A 21,659-nucleotide genomic window follows, 5' to 3' on the forward strand; every position below is an offset into this window, starting at 1 on the left:
CCCCCTGGACCCCCGGGCCTGCGCCCACCCACCACCCGACTCGGTCGGCCGAGAGGCGAGCGAACCCCGGCCCGTCCGGCGGCCGGGCGGTCGAGGGGTGCGGCTCGGTCGGAGCGGGCGCCCCTGGGGGCTGCGCCCCCAGCCCCCCATCGGCCTGAACGGCCTCGTCCTCAAACGCCGGACGGGCTGGAGGGTGTGGGCTCGGGCTCAGATACCGGATGGACTGGGAGGTGCCGGCTTGGGCTCAGGAGCCGGACGGGTTGGAGGGGGGCCGCCTTGTCCTCAGACGCCCGACGGGTTGGAGGGTGCCGGCTCGGGCTCAGACGTCGGACGGGTTGGAGGGTGCCGGCTCGGGCTCAAGAGCCGGACGGGTTGGAGGGTGCCGGCTCGGGCTCAAGAGCCGGACTGGCTGGAGGGTGCCAGCTCGGGCTCAGATGCCGGACGGGCTCGAAGGTGTCACCCCGGGCTAAAGAGCCGGACGGGCTGGGAGGCGCCGCCTCGTCCTCAAACGCCGGACGGGTTTGGACGGTGCCGTCCGCCCTCAAACGCCGGACGGGTTGGACGGTGTCGCCCAGCGCTCAAGCCCCGGACAGGCTGGAGGACGCCGCCTCGTCCTCAACAGCCGGACGGGCTGGACGGTACCGCCCCGCGCTCAAAAGCCGGACGGGCTGGGAAGGCGTCGCCCCGCGCTCAAACCCCCGACGCGCTGGACGACGCCGCTCAAACCCCCGACGCCCCAGAAGGCGCCACCTCCGGCTCCGGAACCCGCCGCCGCTTTCGCCGCTTCAGCAGAGCCCACGGTCCCCGCGGCCCCGTCGGCATCGCCGCAGTGACCTCCGTGCCCGGCTCCGAAGCCGCCTCCGCCGCGGCCCGTGCCACCGGGAGGAAGCCCTCGCGGCGGGACGCGTCCGGGCGGTCCTCCTCGGCCGGCCAGAGGCCCAGCGCGGCGCAGACCGTCGGGAGGACGGCCATGGCCGCCGTGGCGTAGCCCTCCGCCGAGGGGTGGAAGTTGTCCGGGCCGAACAGCTCGCGGGGGTTCGCCGCGAACTCGGGGCCCAGCAGGTCGCCCAGCGACACCGTGCGGCCGCCCTGCTCGACCGTGCCGATCGTCTGGGCCGCCGCCAACTGTCTGGACGCCCGGCGGGCCAGCCAGCGCAGCGGCTGCTGGACCTGTTCCACCGTCCCGAGGTCGGGACACGTGCCGACGACCACCTCGGCGCCGGCCGTGCGCAGCCGCCGTACCGTCGCCGAGAGGTGACGGACCGACCGCGTTGGGTGCATGCGGTGGGTGACGTCGTTCGCGCCGATCATGATCACGCAGACGTCGGGCACCCGGGTGGTGTCCGCCAGGGCCAGCGCCACCTGGCGGTCCAGGTCGTCGGACTGGGCGCCCGGGAGGGCCACGTTGTGCAGCTCGACCGGGCGTTCCGAGACCGCCGCGAGCCCGGACGCCAGCAGCGCGCCCGGGGTCTGGGCCGCCCGGTGGACGCCCTGGCCCGCCGCCGTGGAGTCGCCGAGCATGGTCAGCCGGATCGGGGGTTCACCCGGGGTGTCGTAGACATGTCCGTACCGGCCGTCCGCGCTCGGCACATGGTTGCTGCCCGGCGCATGGCCGTTGCCCACATGGCGCTTCACGAAGCGGACCTCGGCCAGCACCAGCCCGATCGCCGCCGCGCCCACCAGTCCGACCCCGCCGCCGCCGTACGCCGCACCGGCCGCGATCCGCCGGGCCACCCGCGCCCTCGACATCCTCGTCATACGCCGCCGCCACCTCCTCTAAGCCGTCATCCACTCCTTGCCCCGAACAGCACGTCGTCCAATCTCAACGGGCGGTGAACGTGGATTCCGGGCGCCCACTCGCGCGCTGTCCCAGAGGCGTCAACGACTCCTCCGCCCTGCGGCCGCCCGCACCGGACCCGCTCACCGGCACCCGCCCGCCCCGCGGATTCCCCGCGTACCGACCCCGCCGAACGGGCCTTACGCTGACAGGACCATTCACGACACTTCTTTGCAGCAACCGGAGACAACGGTGCAATTCCACGACTCGATGATCAGCCTCGTCGGCAACACCCCGCTGCTGAGGCTCAACAGCGTGACCGCGGGCATCCAGGCGACCGTGCTCGCCAAGGTGGAGTACTTCAACCCCGGCGGATCCGTGAAGGACCGCATCGCGCTGCGCATGATCGAGGCGGCCGAGAAGAGCGGGGAGCTTCAGCCCGGCGGCACCATCGTCGAGCCGACCAGCGGCAACACCGGCGTCGGCCTGGCCATCGTCGCCCAGCAGAAGGGGTACCACTGCATCTTCGTGTGCCCCGACAAGGTGTCCACCGACAAGATCAACGTGCTGCGCGCGTACGGCGCCGAAGTGGTCGTCTGCCCGACCGCCGTGGACCCCGAGCACCCGGACTCGTACTACAACGTCTCCGACCGCCTCGTCCGCGAGACCCCGGGCGCCTGGAAGCCGGACCAGTACTCCAACCCGAACAACCCCCTCTCCCACTACCACTCGACCGGCCCCGAGCTCTGGGAGCAGACCGAGGGGAAGATCACCCACTTCGTCGCGGGTGTGGGCACCGGCGGCACCATCTCCGGCACCGGGCGCTACCTCAAGGACGCCAGTGACGGGGCTGTCCAGGTCATCGGCGCCGACCCCGAGGGGTCCGTGTACTCCGGCGGCTCCGGGCGGCCGTATCTCGTCGAGGGCGTCGGTGAGGACTTCTGGCCGACCGCCTACGACCGGACCGTCGCGGACGAGATCGTCCCCGTGTCCGACAAGGACTCCTTCCAGATGACCCGCCGGCTGGCCAAGGAGGAGGGGCTGCTGGTGGGCGGTTCCTGCGGGATGGCCGTCGTCGCCGCGCTGCGGGTCGCCGAGCGGCTGGGCCCCGACGACGTCGTGGTCGTACTCCTCCCCGACAGCGGGCGCGGGTACCTCTCGAAGATCTTCAACGACGAGTGGATGGCCGACTACGGCTTCCTGGAGGACGAGGGTCCCAGCGCCCGCGTCGCCGACGTCCTGAACGACAAGGTGCACGGCGCCATCCCGTCCCTCGTGCACATGCACCCGGAGGAGTCGGTCGGCGAGGCCATCGAGGTGCTGCGCGAGTACGGCGTCTCGCAGATGCCGATCGTGAAGCCGGGCGCCGGTCACCCGGACGTCATGGCGGCGGAGGTCGTCGGCTCGGTCGTCGAACGGGAGCTGCTGGACGCCCTGTTCACCCAGCGCGCCTCGCTGACCGACCCGCTGGAGAAGCACATGTCGGCCCCGCTGCCGCAGGTCGGCTCCGGTGAGCCGGTGGGCGACCTGATGACCGTGCTCGGCGGCGCCGACGCGGCGATCGTCCTGGTCGAGGGCAAGCCGACCGGGGTCATCAGCCGGCAGGACCTGCTGTCCTTCCTCGCCAAGGGCGGGAAGCAGTAGCAAACGTCCGGTGAACGGGCCGTGTCGACGGCGACTTTGCGGTTGCCCACCGAAACGGTGGACTTCGCGGAAGTGGTACGAGGGCGTCACGTCCACGCAGCACACGCTTAACAAGCGTCGGGCAGATTAGTGGGTGTCGGCAGGGCGGGAGCGGCTCCCCGCCTCGCCGGCACAAAAACGGCGTCACGGACCTCCGGAGCGGCTCCCGGACCTCCACCGACGCCTAGGACGCGCACGCCCGGCCCTGACCCGGCACGCGTCCCTCGCGGGGACCGCCGTCGTCCCGCCCTCCCGGCAACGGGGGGTGCGGCGGTCCCCGCGCATAGCTTTTTCACGGCCACATCGTCTACGGCCCAGCAGGCCCCGTACGTCCCGTAGTGGCACAACTCCCCCGGGACGGTCAGTCCTCCCAGGCGTCGTCATCGGACCGCGAGGACCCGCGGCGCCGGCTCCCGAACAGCCCCGGATTCGTCCGCGCGGCCTGGACGGCGTTGACCCCGACGATGCCGGCCCAGGCCACCAGCAGGCCGGGCAGGTGGGCGATGCCGCCGCCGATCGCGGACAGCGGGATCGCCAGGACCATCGAGACGATGCCGAAGCCGAAGCGTTCGCCCCAGGAGTCGGTGGGCTTCGGCCCGCGCGACGAGCCGCGGGCGACCACCATCTGCTGCTCGGCCAGCTGTCGGCGCACCCGGCGCTCCACCGCGCCGTCGATCCGCTGGTCGACCTTCTCCAGGAAGGAGTCGACCAGCGCCGACTCGTACTCGTCGCCGAGTTCCCTGCGCGCCTGCAGGGTGGCGTTGAGTTCCTTCTTGAGTTCGACGTCGTTCGCGTCCATTCCCGTCATGCGACTCAGATTAGGGAGCCGCCGCGCCCGCTGCACTGGGGATAGCCCCCCTGTTCGGAGTCGGGTTCACCGGGAGCACCCCCAGCGACTCCAGCACCCGGCGATGACCGTGCTCGACGCCCGTGATGCTGACCTCGATACCCCGGTCGCGCAGCTCGCCCACCGCGTCCTTCAGGGCCAGCGCACCCGTCGCGTCGACCGCCGTCAGCCCCGACAGCCGCAGGTCCACGGCCGTCACGTCCTGGACGTCGGCGAGGCTGCGGCGGAAGCGGTGGGCGGCGGCGAAGAGGAGGGGGCCGTCGAAGCGGTAGGTCACCGTGCCGGAGGTGTCCGGGAGTTCGTCGGTCGTTGCCGGGGTCAGGCGGGTGCCGCGCATCGCCGCGCGCAGGGCGAGCAGGACCGAGACGCCGAGGCCGATCAGCACCGCGCGCACCAGGTCGAGGGCGAGGGTGCCGGCCGCGGTGAGGACCAGGACCAGGGCGTCGCCGTGCGTCGAGCGGGCCATCGCGCGGACCGCGTCCGTCTCCACCATGCGGATCGCCGTCGCCAGCAGCACCCCGGCCAGCGCGGCCAGCGGGATACGGCCCACCAGCGGTGCCGCGACCGCGACGATCCCGGCGAGGATCACGGCGTGCGCGAGGGCGGCCAGGCGGGAGGTGGCGCCGGTGCGGACGTTGACGGCGGTGCGGGCGATCGCGCCCGTCGCCGGGACACCGCCGAAGAGCGGGGCCGCGAGGTTGGCGATGCCCTGGCCGAAGAGTTCCTTGCCGGGGTCGTGCCGCTCGCCGGGGCGCATCGCGTCCGCGACGGAGGCGGAGAGGAGGGATTCCAGGGCGGCCAACGCCGCCACCGCCGCCGCGGGGAGCAACAAGGACGGGACGCGGGACACGTCCAGGAAGGCGAGGGAAGGGGCCGGGATCGAGGCTGGGAGCGTGCCCAGGCGGGTGACGTGCAGGTGCAGGGCCTCGGACACGGCCGTCGCCACCGCAACTGCCGCCAGGGAGAAGGGAACTGTGGGCTTCCAGCGCGCCCCGGCCAGCATCAGCGCGGCCGAGCCGAGGGCGAGCAGGAGGGCTGCCCAGTGCGGGGTCGCGTCGAACTCCTCCGCCGCCCGGGCCGCGACCACCGCGACCTGGTCACCGCTCGGGGTGGGCACGCCCAGCGCCGACGGCACCTGCTGGAGCCCGATCACACACGCGATGCCGATGGTGAAACCGGCGATCACGGGTGCGGGGACGTAGGCCATCGCCGCTCCCGCGCGGGCGAAGGCGAGCACGAGGAGCATGAAGCCGGAGATCAGACCGACCGTCAGGACGCCGTTCGCGCCGTACTCGTGGACGATCGGGACGAGGACGACGGTCATCGCGCCGGTCGGCCCGCTGACCTGGCGCGCGGAGCCGCCGAACAGCGCGGCGAGCGAGCCCGCGACGATCGCGGTGATCAGGCCGGAGGCCGCGCCGAGTCCGGACGTCACCCCGAAACCGAGGGCGAGCGGGAGCGCCACGACGGCGACCGTGAGGCCGCACAGGAGGTCGCGGCGCGGGGCGCGGGTCATGGTGCGGAAGTCGGCGGGGGAGGGCAGGACGGAGAGCACGCCGTTCATGTTCATGAGCTTCTTCGCGTCAGGAGCGTGAGGGGAGTGGGCCCAACAGCCTTGATGCTGTGGGGACTTGGGGCTACGGCAGCAGCGACACGAGCCCCGTGTCGAGGTCGAAGCGGGCCGCGACGACGTGCGCGGAGGTGAAGGCGGGGTCGGCGCGGATCGCGTCCCGGACCCAGGCCGTGTGGGCCCGCATGGTGTGCTCGGCCCAGTCGCCGGGCAGGGCGCGGGTGCGGCGCGCGGCCGGGCTGATCTCGTCGACCAGGAGCGCGAGATGGCCGGGGACGGGGGCGCCGGTCTCCAGGTGCGCGAGGGTCGCCGCGACCGCGCCGCAGCGCTCGTGGCCGAGCACCAGCACCAGGGGGATGCGCAGTTCCTCCACCCCGTACTGGATGGACGCGAGCACCGCCTCGTCCAGGACCTCGCCGGCCGTCCTTATGCACAACAGGTCGCCGAGGCCCTGGTCGAAGACCAGCTCCGGCGGCACCCGGGAGTCGATGCAGCCGACGATCACCGCGAACGGGTGCTGTGCGACGGCCAGTTGGTGGCGGAGTCGGCGGCTCTCGTCCGGGTGGCGGGAGTGGTCGGTGGCGTAGCGGCGGTTGCCGTCCAGGAGTTCGGCGAGCGCGGCGGGGGCGGTGGTCGGGTGGGGCGGTGGGCCGACGGCGGCGGTGGCGGTCGGAGGGGCGGCGGCCAGCGCGCCGACGGCGGTGGCCGTCAGAAAGGCCCTGCGGTTCGAGGCCATGCGGTTCCTCAGGTGGTGAGCGTGAAATCACCCTACGCATGCGATCAGTTACCGAGAGTGCCGGTTTAACGACACTTGACTGATCCCTCGTCAGATCATCAGCGTGCCATTACTTCGTGATGCCGTGCTGCTTCGCGTACGTGTTCGCCACGTCCTCCGGGTCCTTCTTGTCCTTGTCCACCTGGCGGTTCAGCTCGGTGAGCTGGGCCGTGGTGAGGAGGTTCCCGAGCCGCGCGAGCGCCTTGCGGACCGTGGGGTCGGCCACGCGGTCGGCGATGAGCGGGACGATGTGCTGGCTGGGGATCAGGGTCTTGGGGTCGGTCAGGACCACCCAGTCGTTGGCCTTGATGTCGGTGTCGGTGGTGAACAGGTTCGCCACGTCCACATCGCCCTTCTTCAGCGCGCCCTTCACCAACGGCCCGTCGGAATCAAGGGACTTGAACTCCTTGAACTCCACGCCGTACACGTCCTTCAGTCCTACGACGCCCACCTGACGGGTCTTCACCTCGGCGGAGGCGCCCAGGGTCAGCTTGCCGTTGTGCTTCGCGAGGTCGGCCAGCGAGGTCAGGCCGTACTTCCTGGCGGTCTCGCGGGTGACGGCGAAGCAGTCCGCGTCCTCCGCGATGCCGTAGGCCAGGACCTGGAGGCCGGAGGGGAGGGCGAGGGTGAGGGCGTTCTGCATCTCGCCCGGCTCCGCGACCTTCGACTTGGGCTGGAGGTAGGTGAGCAGGGCGCCCTGGTACTCGGGGAGGAGGTCGATGTCGCCGCTCTTGAGGGCGGGGAAGACGATCTCGCGGGTGCCGAGGTTGGGGCGGACCTTGACCTTCACGCCGGCCGCTTCGAGAGCGGCGGCGTAGAGGTAGCCGAGGACCTGGTTCTCGGTGAAGTTGGCGGTGCCGATGGTGACGCCGTTCTTGCTGGAGGCGCTGCCACCGCCGGACGAACTCCCGCCGTCGAGCGAGGTGACACCGCTGGAGCAGGCGGACAGGACGGGCACGGCGACGGCCGTTCCGGCGAGGGCGCCGAGGAGAGTGCGACGGTTCATTTTCGGGTTCCTTCAGGTTCGGCGCGCCCCAAAGGGGCGCGGGGAACTGCGCGACCAGCCACGACGAAGCCGCAGACGATCGACGGCATATCGAGCGAGGGGCTCACGCCGTGCGATGACGGAAGAGGAAGCGCTGAAGCCCGGAGAGACCGAGGTCCAGCACGATGGCGACAACGGCGACAAGCACCGCCCCGCCCAGCACTTGCACAAGATCCCGCTGGGCGAGCCCGTCGAAGACGAAGCGGCCCAGGCCCCCGAAGGAGACGTACGCGGCGACGGTTGCCGTGGAGACCACCTGGATGAGCGCGAGGCGCAGGCCGGTCATGATCAGGGGGAGCGCGAGGGGCAACTCGACCTGGAACAGCACCTGGTGACCGCGCATGCCCTGGCCGCGTGCCGCGTCCTTCACGTCCGGGTCCACGGCCGTCATCCCGGCGTAGGTGTTCGTGACGATGGACGGGACCGCGAGGGCGACCAGCGCGATGTACACCGGCCACATCGACAGGCCGCTGGCCAGGAAGACGAGGACGACCAGGCCGACGGTCGGCAGGGCGCGGCCGAAGGACGCGAGGTTGATTGCGAGGAACGCGCCCTTGCCGGTGTGGCCGATCAGCAGGCCGAGGGGGAGGCCGATCGCGGCCGCGATGAGGGTCGCGAGCAGCGAGTACTGGAGGTGCTCGGCGAGGCGGTGCGCGATGCCGTCCGAACCGGCCCACTGGGAGCCGCTGGTCAGCCACTTGCCGAGGTTCTTGAAGAGTTCGAACATCAGGCTCGCCGCCTCGTCCAGGGGGTCAGTACGTACTGGAGGCCGACCAGCAGGGCGTCCGCCACCACGGCCAGGAGCAGGGTCAGGACCACGCCCACGATCACCGGCGTCGGGAAGTCGCGCTGGAAGCCGTCGGTGAAGAGCTGGCCGAGGCCGCCGTCGCCGATGTAGGTCGCGACCGAGACGAGCGAGATCGACATGACCGTGGCGATACGGACACCGGCCATGATCACCGGGAGCGCGAGGGGGAGTTCGACGGTGAGGAGCGTGCGCAGGGGCCGCGTGCCCATCGCCTTCGCGGCCTCCTTCGTCTTCGCGGGGACCGAGTCGAGGCCCTCGACCGTGTTTCGCAGCAGTACGACCAGCGTGTAGACCGTCAGGCCGATCACGGTCGTGGTGCGGGTGAGGCCGCTGATCGGGAGCAGGAGCACGAAGATCGCGATCGACGGGATCGTGAAGAGCACGTTCGACAGGCCGAGCAGGAAGCCCCGGAGCGGGCGGACGCGGTGGGCCACGACCGCCAGCGGGAGCGAGATCAGCAGACCGAGGAAGACGGCGGTCATCGCGGCCTGGAGATGCGAGAACGTGAGGCTGGTGAGGTCGTCGGTGTGGTCGCCTATCCACGACCAGTCGATGGTCATGCCGCGACCCTTGCCTCGGCGTGTGCCTGGCCCGCGTGGGTGTGGATGTCGTCGCGGGAGGAGACGCCGGTGAGGACGCCGTTCGCGTCGACGCGGGCGATCAGGCCGTTCGGGGAGGCGACGGACTCGTTGAGGGCGGCGAGGAGGGAATCGCCGTCCTGGAGCGGTCGTACGGGGATCTCGGCGCCCTTGGATGCCCAGTGGAGGGGTTTGCGGGCCTCGTCCACGACCAGGGTCCAGGTGTCGCCCTCGGGGGCCGGGCCCTGCGGGACCTCGGCGAGGGTGGTGAGGGAGAGCAGCTTGAGGCCGCGTTCGGCGCCGAGGAAGTCGGCGACGAAGTCGTCGGCCGGGCGGGCGAGGAGTTCGGCGGGGGCCGCGCACTGGACGAGGTGACCGCCGGTGCGGAAGATCGCGATGCGGTCGCCGAGCCGTACGGCTTCGTCGATGTCGTGCGTGACGAAGACGATGGTCTTGTTCAACTCCTTCTGCAGGCGCAGGAGTTCGTCCTGGAGCTGAGTGCGGACCACCGGGTCGACGGCGCCGAAGGGCTCGTCCATCAGGAGCACCGGCGGGTCGGCGGCGAGCGCGCGGGCCACGCCGACGCGCTGCTGCTGGCCGCCGGAGAGCTGGTGCGGGTAGCGCTTCCCGGCGTCGGCGGCGAGCCCGACGGTCTCCAGCAGCTCGGCCGCGCGGGCCCTGGCCTTCTTCCGGCCGTGGCCCAGGAGCAGCGGCACGGTGGCGATGTTGTCCAGCACCGTGCGGTGCGGGAAGAGCCCCGACTGCTGGATGACGTACCCGATGGAACGGCGCAGTTCGGCCGCGTCCTGCTGGGTGACGTCCTTGCCGCCGACCTTGATGACGCCCGAGGTCGGGTCGATCATCCGGTTGATCATCCGAAGGGTGGTCGTCTTGCCGCAACCGGAGGAACCGACCAGTACGGTGACCCCGCCTTCCGGCATCTCCAGGGAGAGGTCGTGAACTGCTGTCGTGCCGTTGGGGAAGCGTTTGTGGACCGCGTCGAACTGGATCATGAGTTGTCCCTTGCCCGGCTGTATAACGTCATGCAGAGTTCTCGGTGTCTGAATAGTTTGTCAATGTCTCCGCGTTAATCCGAGGTAACGGATGACCGGCAGGCAAGATCGAGTGTCCTGATTGAGGGGAGTTCGTCGCCTTATGTCGTCTCAGATCGTGGACGCCTCCGATGTGGCGCTGTCCGGAGGCACCGATCTGGTCGTCCTCGACGGGGTCGGCTTCGGGGTCACCGACGTCGTACGCCTCGCCGACGGGGACGCCCGCCCGGTCCCCGGCACCGACGCGATGAAGCGCGCGACGGAGTCCTGGGACGCGGCCCGCCAGATCGCCGCGACCGGCCGCGTCTACGGCCGCTCGACGGGCGTCGGTGCCAACCGGAACGAGGACGTGCCCACGGAGGCGGCGGCGGAGCACGGCCTGCGGTTGCTGCGCAGCCACGCCGGCGCGATCGGCGACGAGCTTCCGGCGCGGGAGGTGCGGGCGATGCTCGCCGTCCGGGCCAACCAGTTGCTGGCCGGGGGTGCGGGGCTGCGTCCTACGGTCGTCACGGCGTTGTGCGAGGCGCTGGAGAACGGGGTGTATCCGGTCGTCAACGAGTTCGGGTCGGTGGGGACGGGGGACATCGCGGCGCTGGCTCAGGTGGGGCTGGCGTTGGTGGGGGAGCACCCTTGGCGGAGCGTCTTCGGTGGTCCCGGTCTTGCGGGCGTCCCCGAGCCCCAACCCCTCGACAACAACGACGCGTTGGCGATGATCAGCAGCAACGCGCTCACCCTCGGCCAATCCGCCCTCGCCCTGCATGAGTTGAGGGGGCTGATCGGGGCCACGCAGGTCGTCGGGGCGTTGTCGCTGCTCGCCGTCGACGGGTCGCACGAGCCGTATGCCGCGCCGGTGCACGCGGCTCGGCCGCACCGGGGATCTACCGAAGTCGCGCGGCGGATGCGGGAGTTGATCGGGGCCGCGGACCGGCCCACTCCTCCCCTCGGGCGGATTCAGGACCCGTACGGGTTCCGGTGTCTGCCGCAGATCCACGGGCCCGCGCATGACGCGGCGGACGCGTTGGAGGAGGTGCTGGCGATCGAGATCAACGCGGCCGCCGAGAACCCGTTCATCTCCGCCGAGGACATGACCGCCTACCACCACGGCGGCTTCTACCAGGCCCAACTCGTCCTCGCCCTGGACCACTTCAGGCTCGCGCTCACCCAGGTGGCCCGGCTGTCGACGTCACGGCTCTCCTCGCTGAACGAGCCCGGGTTCACCCGCCTCAAGCCGTTCCTCGCGGACAACGAGGCCGCGTCCTCCGGGGTGATGATCCTGGAGTACGCCGCTGCCGCCGCCCTCGGCGACCTGAGGGCCTTCTCCGCTCCCGCCTCGCTCGGGCACGCTGTACTCTCCCGGGGCGTCGAGGAACAGGCCAGCTTCGCCTCGCTCGCCGCACGTCAGACACTGCGCGCCTGCCGCGCGTACCGTCTCGTCGTCGGCTGCGAACTCGTCGCCGCCGTACGGGCGTTGCGCCAGCGCGGGCTGCGGCCCGACCCGGAACTCCCGGTCGGCCGCGCGCTGGAGCTGGCCGAATCGGTGCTCGACGACGAGACGGCGGACCGGCCGCTCACGGACGATGTGACGGCGGCGGCGGGACTGCTGGACCGGTTCACGGAGATCTGGAGGGGGAGCGCGTCATGAGCGTGGACAGGAGTGTGGACGGGAGCGTGGACGAGAGCGTGGGTGGGGCTGTGGACGGTGCCGTGGACAGGAGCGCGGGGGTGACCGACAGCCCGGCCGCCCGGCTGCAGGCGCTCTTCGAGGGGCACCGGCTCACGCCGACCCAGCGGCGCATCGCGCACAGCATGGTGCGCCGCGCCGCCGACGTGCCGTTCCTCTCCAGCGTCGAACTCGCCGAACTCGCCGGTGTCAGCCAGCCCTCGGTGACCCGGTTCGCGGTCGCCCTCGGCTTCGACGGCTACCCGGCGCTGCGCAAACACCTCCGTGAGGTCGCGCCTTCCGAGTCTTCCCCGGACACGGCGTCGTACAACGAGTACCAGCAGGCCGTAGAGGCCGAGATCGAGAACCTCAAGCATCTCGCCGAGATACTGGCCGACCCACGGCCGGTCGCGAAGGCCGGCCGGCTGCTCGCCGCCTCGCGTCCGCTGCCCGTGCTCGGTCTGCGCGCGGCGGCCTCGCAGGCGTACGGGTTCGCGTACTTCGCCGCGAAGGTCCATCCGGACGTACGGCTGCTGAACGAGGGCGGCACGATGATTCACGACCGGATCGATGCGGCGGTTCGGGCCGGGGCCACTGCGCTGCTGTGCTTTGCGCTGCCGCGGCATCCGCGTGAGGTGGTCGACACGTTGGCGTATGCGCGGGAGGCGGGGCTGATCGTCGTCACCGTCGCGGACTCGGCGTTCGCTCCTGTCGCCAAGGTGTCCGACCTGCTGATCCCGGCCGCCGTCGGTACCGGCCTCGCCTTTGATACGGCGTGCGCGCCGATGCTGCTCGGGCGGGTGTTGTTGGAGGCGATGTGTGACGATCTGCCGGATGCGCAGGCGAGGCTTGAGGAGTTCGATGTGCGGGCGGCGGCGCGGGGGTTGTTCGTGGAGTGACGGGCGTTGGGCTGGCGCTGGCGGAGGCGTAGTTGTCGGGTGCGGGTGCGTCGTGGCTGGTCGCGCAGTTCCCCGCGCCCCTGGGGTGTCCGTGCTCGCCGGGGTGTTAAGTGGGGCCGTTCCGCCCAACCGAAAAACCTGTCCCCCGCTGCCGTGCTCTCAGACTCGTCTCACGTTCGCTCACTAGTCTCCCCGCACTACGGAACTGTGCCGGGACGACCAGGAGGCGGGACGTGGCGCGCGGAGATCGGAGAGTTCAGGGGCTGGCCCGGGTGGCTGTCGTCGTGCGGGCCGGGGCCGCGCCGATGTGGTGGTTCGGGGTGCTGGCGGCGGGGGTCGGGGTGCTGCTGCCCGGCATTACCGGGCGGCGGATCGGGGTGATGGCCGGGGCCGCGCTGTTCATCGTCGCGGCGGTCGTGGTGGCGTACGCGCGGCGTCGGCGGTACACCGCGCTGGCCCGCGGGGCCGCCCGGGCCGGGAAGCACGACGTGCTCCAGGACCGTGCGGTGAGCACGCGGAACTGGCGTCGCGCGCACCGCTGGTGGCTCGTCCTCGCCTTCGCCGTCGCGCTGGCCAGCGGGTTCGCCGTGCCCGCGGCGGGCGGGATGCTGCTCGCCGGTGCCGGGACGGGGCTGCGGCTGAAGGCCGCCTGGCTGGGGCGGCGCGAGCGGGCCGACGACGCCCTGCTGTGGATCCGCGTCGACTGGCTGGACAAGCGGCACGGCGCCCCCGCCGGCAAGCCGGTCAAGGGCTACCGCTCCACCGGTATCGCCGCGGGCGACGCGACCCCGGGCGGGGCGCGCCGCCGTAGCGACGTCTTCGCGTAGCCGGGCTCTAGACCTCCAGGTCCGCCTCGATCTTCTTCAACTGGTGCCTGGCCATCGCCAGGTTGGCGCGGCCGGCGTCCAGCACCAGGTAGAGGAAGAGGCCGTTGCCGCCGCGGCCCTTGAGCAGGCGGATCAGGTGGTACTGGCTGGAGAGGGTGATCAGGATGTCCTCGATCTCGCCCTTCAGGCCGAGGTGCTCCATCGTGCGCAGCTTGGAGCGCACGACGTCGGTGTTCCCGGCGGCGGCGACGCCGAGGTCGAAGGTCTTGCTGCCGCCCATCGTGCCGAGCGCCATACCGCTGGTGTAGTCGACGAGCGCGACCCCGGTCGCGCCCTCGATGGAGGTCAGCGCCTCTTTGAGGGAGGTTTCGGTGTTGGCCATGACAGTGCTCCTTTGGTCCGTTCAGCTTTCCGTGGTGGTGCGCGCGTTGGTGCCTGTGGTGGTGCGTGGTGCGCGCGCTGTTCTCGTTCGTGCGGTGGTGGTTTTCGGGGGCGCCTTGGCGGGCGGCGCCGGGTCGGCCTGCTCTTCGGCCACGGCGATGGCTTCGGCCGCGGCCGAAGCCTCGGCGTCGACCAGCTCGCCGATCCGGGCCCCCGCGCGGCGGCCCTCCAGCAGCAGCCGGCCGACGTGGACGCGGTCCTGGGCGAGCACGGTCAGCACGGCGCCGCGGCCCGCCGCGTAGGTCGCGACATAGCCGTAGACCCCGCGCACGATCAGCTCGCGGAAGTCGCCCTGCCCGGTCGCGTCCGCCATCCGTACGGCCACGCCGAGCGCCGTCACGGTGAGGGCGGCGACCCGTTCCGGCTCGACGCCCGGGGTGTCCTGGGCCAGGACGAGACCGTCGACGCCCGCCGCCAGTGCCCCGGTCAGCTGGGGCACGCGGGCTCTCAGCCGGCGCAGCTCGTCGAGGATCTCTGCCTCGGAGGCCATCGGCTCTCTCCTCTCGGCGCGTGTTCGCTGCCACTCAAAGGGCCTCCAGCGCATCTCTGAGCCTCTTCAGCAAGGTGATGTCGGGATCGGTGACGTCGGGCAGGGGAGCGGCGGCGGGCGCGGGCGGCCGGGGCGAGACGAGCCCCGCCGACACCAGCCGCCGGACGTCCAGCAGCGTGGGGTACGCCCGCCTCCCCAGCGCCCGCGCGATGTCCGGCGCCGTGCGGACGCCGTCCACCCGGGCCAGCACCGCCGCCTGCCGGGCGGTGACCGGCGGTGGCGCCACGGGGTCGGCCCGCACCAGCGGCGCGCCGTCCGTCGCCGCGTCCGGCCACACCCGGTGCAGCAGATCGCGGCGGCGCAGCGTCTCGCGCTCCAGTGCGGCCACCGGAACCGGTCGCACGGAACCGAGCGGATGCGTGACGCCGTAGCGGAAACGGCCCGGGGTGCTGCTCGGCGCGAGCACGAAGTACGCCGCGTCGTACAGGGCCCCGAGCTGGCACAGTTCCAGCGCGCCGGGGCTCAACAGGCCGCCGTCCAGCAGGAGTCGGGTCGTGGCGTGCCGGTCGTCGGCCGCCTTGGCCGCGGCCTCCCAGGCCTCGGTGCGCAGGGTGCCGTGCGCGGTGAGGAGGAGGTCGAGGCCGGGGGCGGACGGGCTCTCGGCGTGTACGACCCGGCCGTCCACGAGATGCAGGCTGCCGCGCTCGCGGACGAGGACACCGGTGGCCTCCTCGGCGGCGAGCCGGGTCAGCATCGGGGAGACGCCGCCCCAACCCCGGTCGCCGGCGTCGGACTTGGTCCGCACGGGCAGCCGGGGCGGCGGGGTGGTGGGTGTGGCCTTGACCGCGGTCATCCCAGCACCAGCCGTCCGGCCATCTCGCCGAGCCGGATGCGGGCCAGCGCGAGGTTGCCCTCCGCGCGGGTCAGCCACAGATGCAGGAACACACTGCTGTCGAAGGACGTCCGCACGAACCGCAGCACGTGATAGCTGTCGCGGTTGCTGACGATCAGGTCCTCCAGCGGAGGATCGCCGGCCGCCTCACCGTCCTCCCCGACGGACGCGAACGCCCGGTGCTCCGCCGCGAGCCGCGCCAGCTCGGCGGCCTCGGCGGCACTGGCCTCCTGGTCGCCGCCCGGGGACTCCCCGACGACGCCCAGGGCCAGCCCGCTCGTCCAGTCGACCAGCGCGGCGCCCCGGGCCCCGGGCAGTCGCATGGCCTCCAGTAAGCACTCGTCGATTCCGGGCACCGTGGCTCCCCTCCCGCCTGCGGTTCGGCTGAGTGACGACGAAGCTACGCACCGTGTGGCCGAGGGGTGAGGGATCTGGCATTTTCCAGTGGAACATGCCCCCGAGTGACTAAGGTGGGTCAACTGACCCCGTTTTCACACGAGTTGCATGGGTCAGTTGAACCCTGCTCGCACGGGCGTGCGTCAACGGCGCCCGGGCGCCCGCAGGGTGGTGAGCGCGGCGGCGTGCGCCCCGCCGGATTCGGCCACGATCTCCGCGACCGTCTGCGGCTTCCGCACGGTCGCGAACGACACGCCCCCGGAGCCGTCCCGCACGAAGCCGTAAATCCCCGGCCGGGCAAGGGAGTTGTAGGCGTAGTGCGCCGCGAAGTAGTACGCCCCGGTGTCCAGCGCGGCCGCGTAGTCACCCTGTTCCAGCAGGGGCAGCGCCTGTCCCTCGGCGAGCAGATCCCCCGCGAAGCACGCGGGTCCGGCGACGTCCTGCACCACGTCCGCCCCCGACTTGGGCCGCCCCTTCCCGTCGTAGGCGGCGATCCGCAGCGGCCACGACTGGGGCGCGTACACCGTCCGCGTCGCCACCTGCACGCCCGCGTGCGTGATCGCGATCGGCCGCCCGCCGGCACTCTTCGCGTACTCGACCCGGGCCACCACCGTGCCCTGCTTGGCCAGCATCGACCGCCCGAACTCGGTCACCAGCCCGTACCGCCCGTCGAACAGCCCCGGCACCGCTTCCTTGAGCAGCCGCGCGTACTGCGCGTACGTCGGGGTCGTCGCGTCCGAACCGAAGTTCACCCCGAGGCCGCCGCCGATGTCGAGCGTGTCGATCTGCGGCCGCCCGAGCCGCGCGTTGATCTCCTCGGCCAGCTCGTACGTCTCCGCGACGCCCCGCGCCAGCAGCGCCAGCGGGATGCCCTGCGACCCGGTGTGCGCGTGCAGCCGGGTCAGCCACGGCCGCTCGGCGTAGGCGCGCACCACCCACTCCCGCGCCCCCTCGTCCCGCAGCGCCACCCCGAACTTCGAGGTCGCCGTAGCCGTGGAGAGCGCGGCGATCGACCCGCCGCCGATCTGCGGATTGACCCGGATCCCGAGCGGGGAGCGGCTGGTGGCGGACCGCATCAGCGCGTCGATCCGCTCCAGCTCCTGCGGGTTGTCGGCGTTGACGGCGATCCCCAGCGCCAGCGCCTCCCGCAGTTCCGCCGGGGTCTTCGCGGGCGCGTCCAGCACCGTCCGCTCCGGCCGTACGCCCGCCGCCCGCGCGAGGGCCAGCTCACCCGGGCTCGCCACCTCGGCGCCGATGCCCTCCTCGTGCAGCAGCCGCAGCACCGGCACGAGCGGGCTCGCCTTCACGGCGAACGCGTGCAGTACGGGGGTCCCGGGCGCCGTGACCGCGTCGAACGCCGCGCGCAGCTCCGCCGCCGACTCCCGGATGCCGGTGACGTCCAGCAGGGCGGCGATGGGGGCGCCGGGCCCCAGCAGCCCCTGCTCCACGGCGGCCTGTACGGCCTCGTCCCGGCGGGCGGTGCGGTCCGTGTGACCCTGGGTTTCGTCGTTCACTGCAGCCCCCGTCGTGTCGTCGCCCATGATCGGTACATCCAGCCAAACATTCAGAGCCTGCCCACAGAGACGCCCCGATGTATTGACTAGTTCTATTCACGAAGACAGGATGTGAATAGCAACAGTAAAAACGCGTAACGCAGATCCGCTGAGAGCAGTCCGCTAGGAGGCAGACCATGTCAGGACCCCGCCCCGTACGAGCACCCCGCGGTACGGAACTGAGCGCCCTGGGATGGCAGCAGGAAGCCGCCCTGCGGATGCTGCAGAACAACCTGGACCCCGAGGTCGCCGAACACCCCGACAAGCTCGTCGTCTACGGCGGCACCGGCAAGGCCGCCCGCGACTGGCGCTCCTTCGACGCCATGGTCCGCACGCTGCGCACCCTGAAGCAGGACGAGACGATGCTCGTCCAGTCGGGCCGCCCGGTCGGCGTGATGCAGACCCACGAGTGGGCGCCGCGCGTCCTCATCGCCAACTCCAACCTGGTCGGCGACTGGGCGAACTGGGAGGAGTTCCGGCGCCTGGAGGCCCTCGGCCTCACCATGTACGGCCAGATGACCGCCGGTTCCTGGATCTACATCGGCACCCAGGGCATCCTCCAGGGCACGTACGAGACCTTCGCCGCCGTCGCCGCGAAGAAGTTCAGCGGCACCCTCGCCGGGACGATCACCCTCACCGCCGGACTCGGCGGCATGGGCGGCGCGCAGCCCCTCGCGGTCACGATGAACGACGGCGTCGCGATCTGTATCGACGTCGACCCGCGCGCGATCGAACGCCGTATCGAGCACCGCTACCTGGACGTCAAGGCCGACAACCTGCGCCACGCCTTGGAGCTGGCCGTCGAGGCCCGCGACGCCCGCCGCCCGCTCTCCATCGGCCTCCTCGGCAACGCGGCGGAGCTGCTCCCGCAGATGCTCGCCGAGGGCGCCCCCATCGACATCGTGACCGACCAGACCAGCGCGCACGACCCGTTGGCGTATCTCCCGGTGGGCATGGCCTTCGAGGACATGGCCGACGAGGCCGCGAAGGACCCGGCGGGCTTCACCACCCGCGCCCGTGAGTCCATGGCCACGCACGTCGAGGCGATGGTCGGCTTCATGGACGCCGGTGCCGAGGTCTTCGACTACGGCAACTCGATCCGCGGCGAGGCCCAACTCGCCGGGTACGAGCGGGCGTTCGCCTTCCCCGGCTTCGTCCCCGCCTACATCCGCCCCCTCTTCTCCGAGGGCAAGGGCCCCTTCCGCTGGGCCGCCCTGTCCGGCGAGGCGTCCGACATCCACAAGACGGACAAGGCGATCCTCGACCTCTTCCCGGAGAACGAGTCCCTCCACCGCTGGATCAAGCTGGCCGGCGAGCGCGTCCACTTCCAGGGCCTCCCGGCCCGCATCTGCTGGCTCGGCTACGGCGAGCGCGACAAGGCCGGCGAGCGCTTCAACGACATGGTGGCCTCCGGTGAGCTGGCGGCCCCGCTGGCCATCGGCCGCGACCACCTCGACTGCGGCTCCGTCGCCTCCCCGTACCGCGAGACCGAGGCCATGCTCGACGGCTCCGACGCGATCGCCGACTGGCCGCTGCTGAACGCGATGGTCAACGTGGCGTCGGGCGCGTCCTGGGTCTCGATCCACCACGGCGGCGGCGTCGGCATGGGCCGCTCCATCCACGCGGGCCAGGTCACGGTGGCCGACGGCACGGCCCTCGCCGGCGAGAAGATCCGCCGCGTCCTGACCAACGACCCCGGCATGGGCGTCATCCGGCACGTGGACGCGGGCTACGACATCGCGGAGCGGGTCGCGGACGAGCGGGGCGTGCGGGTGCCGATGCGCGAGGGTGGAGACGCGTGACCTTCCACAGCATGTGGGCGGAGTTGCTGCCGATCGGCCGCGACTCCGCCTCCGGCGGCTACCGCCGCTACGCCTGGACCGGCGCCGACACCGAGTGCCGGGCCTGGTTCGAGGCACAGGCCAAGTCGCGCGGGCTGGCCTACGAGCTGGACCGCAACGGCAACCAGTGGGCCTGGCTCGGTGACCCCGCCGCCGGGGACGCTGTCGTCACCGGCTCGCATCTCGACTCGGTGCCGGACGGCGGGGCCTTCGACGGCCCCCTCGGCGTCGTGTCGTCCTTCGCCGCGCTCGACGAACTCCGGGGCAGGGGAGCGGAGTTCACCAGGCCGCTCGCCATCGTGAACTTCGGGGACGAGGAAGGCGCCCGCTTCGGGCTGGCCTGTGTCGGGTCGCGGCTGACCGCCGGGCAGCTCACGGTCGAGCAGGCGCACCGCCTGACCGACGGTGACGGGGTCACGCTGCCGCAGGCCATGGCGGCGGCCGGTTACGACGCCGACGCCATCGGCCCCGACCCCGAACGGCTCGCCCGTATCGGCGCGTTCGTCGAACTCCACGTCGAACAGGGCCGCGCGCTGGACCTCTCCGGCGACCGGGTCGGCATCGCCAGCGCGATCTGGCCGCACGGGCGGTGGCGGTTCGACTTCCGGGGCGAGGCCAACCACGCCGGTACGACGAGGCTGGTGGACCGCCGCGACCCGATGCTGTCGTACGCCGAGACCGTGCTCGCCGCCCGCCGCGAGGCCCAACTAGCGGGCGCCGTCGCCACGTTCGGGAAGATCGCCGTGGAACCGAACGGCGTCAACGCGATCCCCTCCCTGGTGCGCGGCTGGCTGGACTCCCGCGCCGCCGACCAGGACACCCTGGACACGGTGGTCACCGGAGTCGAGAAGGCGGCCCGCGAGTACGCCGAGGCGCACGGCATCGACCTCGACATCGTCCGGGAGTCCTTCACCCCGGTCGTCGAGTTCGACCACGCCCTGCGCGACGAACTCGCCCGGGTCCTGGGGAAGGAGACGGCGCTCACCGTCCCCGTCCTCGGTACCGGTGCCGGACACGACGCCGGAATCCTCTCCGGGAGCATCCCGACCGCCATGCTGTTCGTGCGCAACCCCACGGGCGTCTCGCACTCCCCGGCCGAGTTCGCGGCCGAGGACGACTGCGTGGCCGGGGTGACCGCACTCGCCGACGTACTGGAAGGGCTGGCCTGCAGGTGACGCACCCCACCACGCGGACGTACTGGCTGGAACACGCCTGGCTCGACACCAACGTCGAGCCGGGCGTCGCCCTGGAGGTGACGGACGGCCGAATCACCGCCGTCCGCACCGGAGTTGACACTCCACCCCCCGGCGCCGAGATCCTCAGAGGCCTCACCCTCCCCGGCCTCGCCAACGCGCACAGCCACGCCTTCCACCGCGCCCTGCGCGGCACCGTCCAGGTGGGCTCCGGCACCTTCTGGACCTGGCGGGAGCTCATGTACTCCTTCGCCGACCAGCTGACCCCGGACACCTACCACGCCCTCGCCCGCGCGGTGTACGCCGAGATGGCGCTGGCCGGGATCACGGCGGTCGGCGAGTTCCACTACGTGCACCACGCCCACGGCGGCACCCCGTACGCCGACCCCAACGCCATGGGCGAGGCCCTCATCGCCGCCGCCTCCGAAGCCGGTATCCGCATCACCCTCCTCGACACCGCCTACCTCTCCTCCGGCTTCGGACAGCCCCCCAACCGCCACCAGCTCCGCTTCTCCGACGGAAGCGCGGACGCCTGGGCGGAACGCTCTTCACTTCTCAAGGAACGGGATCACGCGAGGATCGGTGCCGCGATCCACTCCGTGCGGGCGGTCCCCGCAAGGGAGTTGGCGACGGTGGCCCGCTGGGCCGAGGAGCGCCGGGCCCCGCTCCACGTCCACCTGTCCGAGCAGACGGCGGAGAACGACGCCTGCCGCACGGCCCACGACTGCACCCCGACCCAACTCCTCGCCGAGCACGGGGTGTTGGGCCCCCGCACCACCGGCGTCCACAACACCCACCTCACGGACGAGGACATCGCGCTGCTGGGTCGCTCGGGCACCGGTACCTGCATGTGCCCGACGACGGAACGCGACCTGGCCGACGGCATCGGCCCCGCGGTCGCCCTCCAACGAGCCGGCTCCCCCCTCTCCCTCGGCTCCGACAGCCACGCGGTGATCGACCTCCTCGAAGAGGCGCGGGCGATGGAGCTGAACGAGCGCCTGCGCACCCGCACAAGAGGTCACTGGACGGCGGCGGCCTTGCTCCGAGCAGCGTCGGCAGACGGCCACGCGGCCCTGGGCTGGACCGAGGCGGGCACCCTCGAACCGGGCGCCCTCGCCGACTTCACGACCATCGCGCTCGACTCGGTCAGAACGGCGGGGCCGGTGCCCAGGCTCGGCGCCGAGACGGCCGTATTCGCGGCGACGGCAGCGGACGTACGGCACACGGTCGTGGGCGGCCGGCACGTCGTACGAGACGGGGCGCACACGCTGGTACCGGACGCACCACAGGCGCTAGCCGCAGCTGTAGAAGCCCTGCGCGCGTAGAGCCGAT

20 protein-coding genes are annotated in these 21,659 nt (G+C 71.9%); 7 read left to right on the top strand and 13 right to left on the bottom strand.

All coding sequences use genetic code 11. From position 1 onward, the window contains the following. Positions 1-720: 720 nt before the first annotated feature. Positions 721-1,758, bottom strand: coding sequence for an SGNH/GDSL hydrolase family protein (locus OO69_RS32060; protein WP_078652654.1), 1,038 nt, complete (start codon positions 1,756-1,758; stop codon positions 721-723). 271 nt (positions 1,759-2,029) lie between these two features. Between OO69_RS32060 and OO69_RS32065 the strand changes: the two genes are divergently transcribed. Further along, entirely contained in the window at positions 2,030-3,421 is a 1,392-nt protein-coding gene (locus OO69_RS32065; RefSeq protein WP_033284353.1) for a cystathionine beta-synthase, read from the top strand. Positions 3,422-3,821: 400 nt separating this feature from the next. Here OO69_RS32065 and OO69_RS32070 read toward each other — a convergent pair whose 3' ends face one another. From OO69_RS32070 to OO69_RS32100, 7 genes are all read right to left on the bottom strand, one after another. Further along, the gene (locus tag OO69_RS32070) at positions 3,822-4,259 is read right to left on the bottom strand and encodes a hypothetical protein (RefSeq protein WP_033284354.1); all 438 of its coding nucleotides are present in this window, start codon (positions 4,257-4,259) and stop codon (positions 3,822-3,824) included. Between the two features lie 19 nt (positions 4,260-4,278). After that, positions 4,279-5,877, bottom strand: coding sequence for a SulP family inorganic anion transporter (locus tag OO69_RS32075; RefSeq protein ID WP_033284355.1), 1,599 nt, complete (start codon positions 5,875-5,877; stop codon positions 4,279-4,281). Between the two features lie 67 nt (positions 5,878-5,944). Then, positions 5,945-6,613: a carbonic anhydrase gene (locus OO69_RS32080; RefSeq protein ID WP_033284356.1), complete on the bottom strand. Its 669-nt coding sequence runs from the start codon at positions 6,611-6,613 to the stop codon at positions 5,945-5,947. A 109-nt stretch (positions 6,614-6,722) separates the two neighbouring features. Next, on the bottom strand, positions 6,723-7,658 hold the full coding sequence (locus OO69_RS32085; protein WP_033284357.1) for an ABC transporter substrate-binding protein: 936 nt from the start codon (positions 7,656-7,658) through the stop codon (positions 6,723-6,725). Between the two features lie 103 nt (positions 7,659-7,761). Further along, positions 7,762-8,424 (bottom strand): ABC transporter permease, encoded by a 663-nt coding sequence (locus OO69_RS32090; RefSeq protein ID WP_033284358.1) that lies wholly within the window; start codon positions 8,422-8,424, stop codon positions 7,762-7,764. Further along, positions 8,424-9,065 carry an ABC transporter permease gene (locus OO69_RS32095; protein WP_033284359.1) on the bottom strand — a complete coding sequence of 214 codons (642 nt, stop codon included), beginning with the start codon at positions 9,063-9,065 and terminating at the stop codon, positions 8,424-8,426. Before OO69_RS32095 ends, OO69_RS32090 begins: the two co-directional genes overlap by 1 nt. Continuing rightward, entirely contained in the window at positions 9,062-10,096 is a 1,035-nt protein-coding gene (locus tag OO69_RS32100; protein ID WP_033284360.1) for an ABC transporter ATP-binding protein, read from the bottom strand. Before OO69_RS32100 ends, OO69_RS32095 begins: the two co-directional genes overlap by 4 nt. Positions 10,097-10,238: 142 nt before the next feature. Here OO69_RS32100 and OO69_RS32105 point away from each other — a divergent pair, with 142 nt between their 5' ends. The 3 genes from OO69_RS32105 to OO69_RS32115 all read left to right on the top strand — a co-directional run bounded on the left by OO69_RS32105 (position 10,239) and on the right by OO69_RS32115 (position 13,521). Beyond that, on the top strand, positions 10,239-11,777 hold the full coding sequence (locus OO69_RS32105) for an aromatic amino acid ammonia-lyase (protein WP_033284361.1): 1,539 nt from the start codon (positions 10,239-10,241) through the stop codon (positions 11,775-11,777). Beyond that, on the top strand, positions 11,774-12,694 hold the full coding sequence (locus tag OO69_RS32110; protein ID WP_234444584.1) for a MurR/RpiR family transcriptional regulator: 921 nt from the start codon (positions 11,774-11,776) through the stop codon (positions 12,692-12,694). Before OO69_RS32105 ends, OO69_RS32110 begins: the two co-directional genes overlap by 4 nt. A 233-nt stretch (positions 12,695-12,927) precedes the next feature. Beyond that, positions 12,928-13,521 carry a hypothetical protein gene (locus OO69_RS32115; protein ID WP_078652655.1) on the top strand — a complete coding sequence of 198 codons (594 nt, stop codon included), beginning with the start codon at positions 12,928-12,930 and terminating at the stop codon, positions 13,519-13,521. A 7-nt stretch (positions 13,522-13,528) separates the two neighbouring features. On the opposite strand, the gene OO69_RS32120 is transcribed toward OO69_RS32115, so the two are convergent. From OO69_RS32120 to OO69_RS32140, 5 genes are all read right to left on the bottom strand, one after another. Then, the gene (locus tag OO69_RS32120) at positions 13,529-13,903 is read right to left on the bottom strand and encodes a hypothetical protein (protein WP_033284364.1); all 375 of its coding nucleotides are present in this window, start codon (positions 13,901-13,903) and stop codon (positions 13,529-13,531) included. 21 nt (positions 13,904-13,924) lie between these two features. After that, complete coding sequence (locus OO69_RS32125; protein ID WP_033284365.1) at positions 13,925-14,452, bottom strand: roadblock/LC7 domain-containing protein; 528 nt, start codon at positions 14,450-14,452, stop codon at positions 13,925-13,927. 34 nt (positions 14,453-14,486) lie between these two features. Beyond that, complete coding sequence (locus OO69_RS32130; RefSeq protein WP_033284366.1) at positions 14,487-15,305, bottom strand: hypothetical protein; 819 nt, start codon at positions 15,303-15,305, stop codon at positions 14,487-14,489. Next, on the bottom strand, positions 15,302-15,700 hold the full coding sequence (locus OO69_RS32135; protein ID WP_033284367.1) for a hypothetical protein: 399 nt from the start codon (positions 15,698-15,700) through the stop codon (positions 15,302-15,304). Before OO69_RS32135 ends, OO69_RS32130 begins: the two co-directional genes overlap by 4 nt. A 183-nt stretch (positions 15,701-15,883) precedes the next feature. Beyond that, positions 15,884-17,281 (bottom strand): diaminopimelate decarboxylase, encoded by a 1,398-nt coding sequence (locus tag OO69_RS32140; RefSeq protein WP_033284368.1) that lies wholly within the window; start codon positions 17,279-17,281, stop codon positions 15,884-15,886. 149 nt (positions 17,282-17,430) lie between these two features. Here OO69_RS32140 and hutU point away from each other — a divergent pair, with 149 nt between their 5' ends. The 3 genes from hutU to OO69_RS32155 are packed head-to-tail and all read left to right on the top strand — an operon-like array spanning position 17,431 to position 21,652. Then, positions 17,431-19,095 (top strand): urocanate hydratase, encoded by a 1,665-nt coding sequence (gene hutU / locus OO69_RS32145; RefSeq protein ID WP_033284369.1) that lies wholly within the window; start codon positions 17,431-17,433, stop codon positions 19,093-19,095. Continuing rightward, entirely contained in the window at positions 19,092-20,309 is a 1,218-nt protein-coding gene (locus tag OO69_RS32150; RefSeq protein WP_033284370.1) for an allantoate amidohydrolase, read from the top strand. The genes hutU and OO69_RS32150 overlap by 4 nt, the downstream gene beginning before the upstream one ends. Beyond that, positions 20,306-21,652, top strand: coding sequence for a formimidoylglutamate deiminase (locus OO69_RS32155; protein WP_033284371.1), 1,347 nt, complete (start codon positions 20,306-20,308; stop codon positions 21,650-21,652). The genes OO69_RS32150 and OO69_RS32155 overlap by 4 nt, the downstream gene beginning before the upstream one ends. Positions 21,653-21,659: the final 7 nt, after the last annotated feature.

Source organism: Streptomyces sp. NRRL F-525 (assembly GCF_000716605.1).
GTDB lineage: Bacteria > Actinomycetota > Actinomycetes > Streptomycetales > Streptomycetaceae > Streptomyces.

Bases quoted from the DNA above. Each gene is read 5' to 3' on its own strand.
- OO69_RS32075 (WP_033284355.1), bottom strand. From the start codon at position 5,877: ATGAACATGAACGGCGTGCTCTCCGTCCTGCCCTCCCCCGCCGACTTC.
- OO69_RS32095 (WP_033284359.1), bottom strand. From the start codon at position 9,065: ATGACCATCGACTGGTCGTGGATAGGCGACCACACCGACGACCTCACC.
- OO69_RS32070 (WP_033284354.1), bottom strand. From the start codon at position 4,259: ATGGACGCGAACGACGTCGAACTCAAGAAGGAACTCAACGCCACCCTG.
- OO69_RS32105 (WP_033284361.1), top strand. From the start codon at position 10,239: ATGTCGTCTCAGATCGTGGACGCCTCCGATGTGGCGCTGTCCGGAGGC.
- OO69_RS32120 (WP_033284364.1), bottom strand. From the start codon at position 13,903: ATGGCCAACACCGAAACCTCCCTCAAAGAGGCGCTGACCTCCATCGAG.
- OO69_RS32100 (WP_033284360.1), bottom strand. From the start codon at position 10,096: ATGATCCAGTTCGACGCGGTCCACAAACGCTTCCCCAACGGCACGACA.
- hutU (WP_033284369.1), top strand. From the start codon at position 17,431: ATGTCAGGACCCCGCCCCGTACGAGCACCCCGCGGTACGGAACTGAGC.
- OO69_RS32085 (WP_033284357.1), bottom strand. From the start codon at position 7,658: ATGAACCGTCGCACTCTCCTCGGCGCCCTCGCCGGAACGGCCGTCGCC.
- OO69_RS32140 (WP_033284368.1), bottom strand. From the start codon at position 17,281: ATGGGCGACGACACGACGGGGGCTGCAGTGAACGACGAAACCCAGGGT.
- OO69_RS32090 (WP_033284358.1), bottom strand. From the start codon at position 8,424: ATGTTCGAACTCTTCAAGAACCTCGGCAAGTGGCTGACCAGCGGCTCC.
- OO69_RS32060 (WP_078652654.1), bottom strand. From the start codon at position 1,758: ATGACGAGGATGTCGAGGGCGCGGGTGGCCCGGCGGATCGCGGCCGGT.
- OO69_RS32110 (WP_234444584.1), top strand. From the start codon at position 11,774: ATGAGCGTGGACAGGAGTGTGGACGGGAGCGTGGACGAGAGCGTGGGT.
- OO69_RS32080 (WP_033284356.1), bottom strand. From the start codon at position 6,613: ATGGCCTCGAACCGCAGGGCCTTTCTGACGGCCACCGCCGTCGGCGCG.
- OO69_RS32130 (WP_033284366.1), bottom strand. From the start codon at position 15,305: ATGACCGCGGTCAAGGCCACACCCACCACCCCGCCGCCCCGGCTGCCC.
- OO69_RS32125 (WP_033284365.1), bottom strand. From the start codon at position 14,452: ATGGCCTCCGAGGCAGAGATCCTCGACGAGCTGCGCCGGCTGAGAGCC.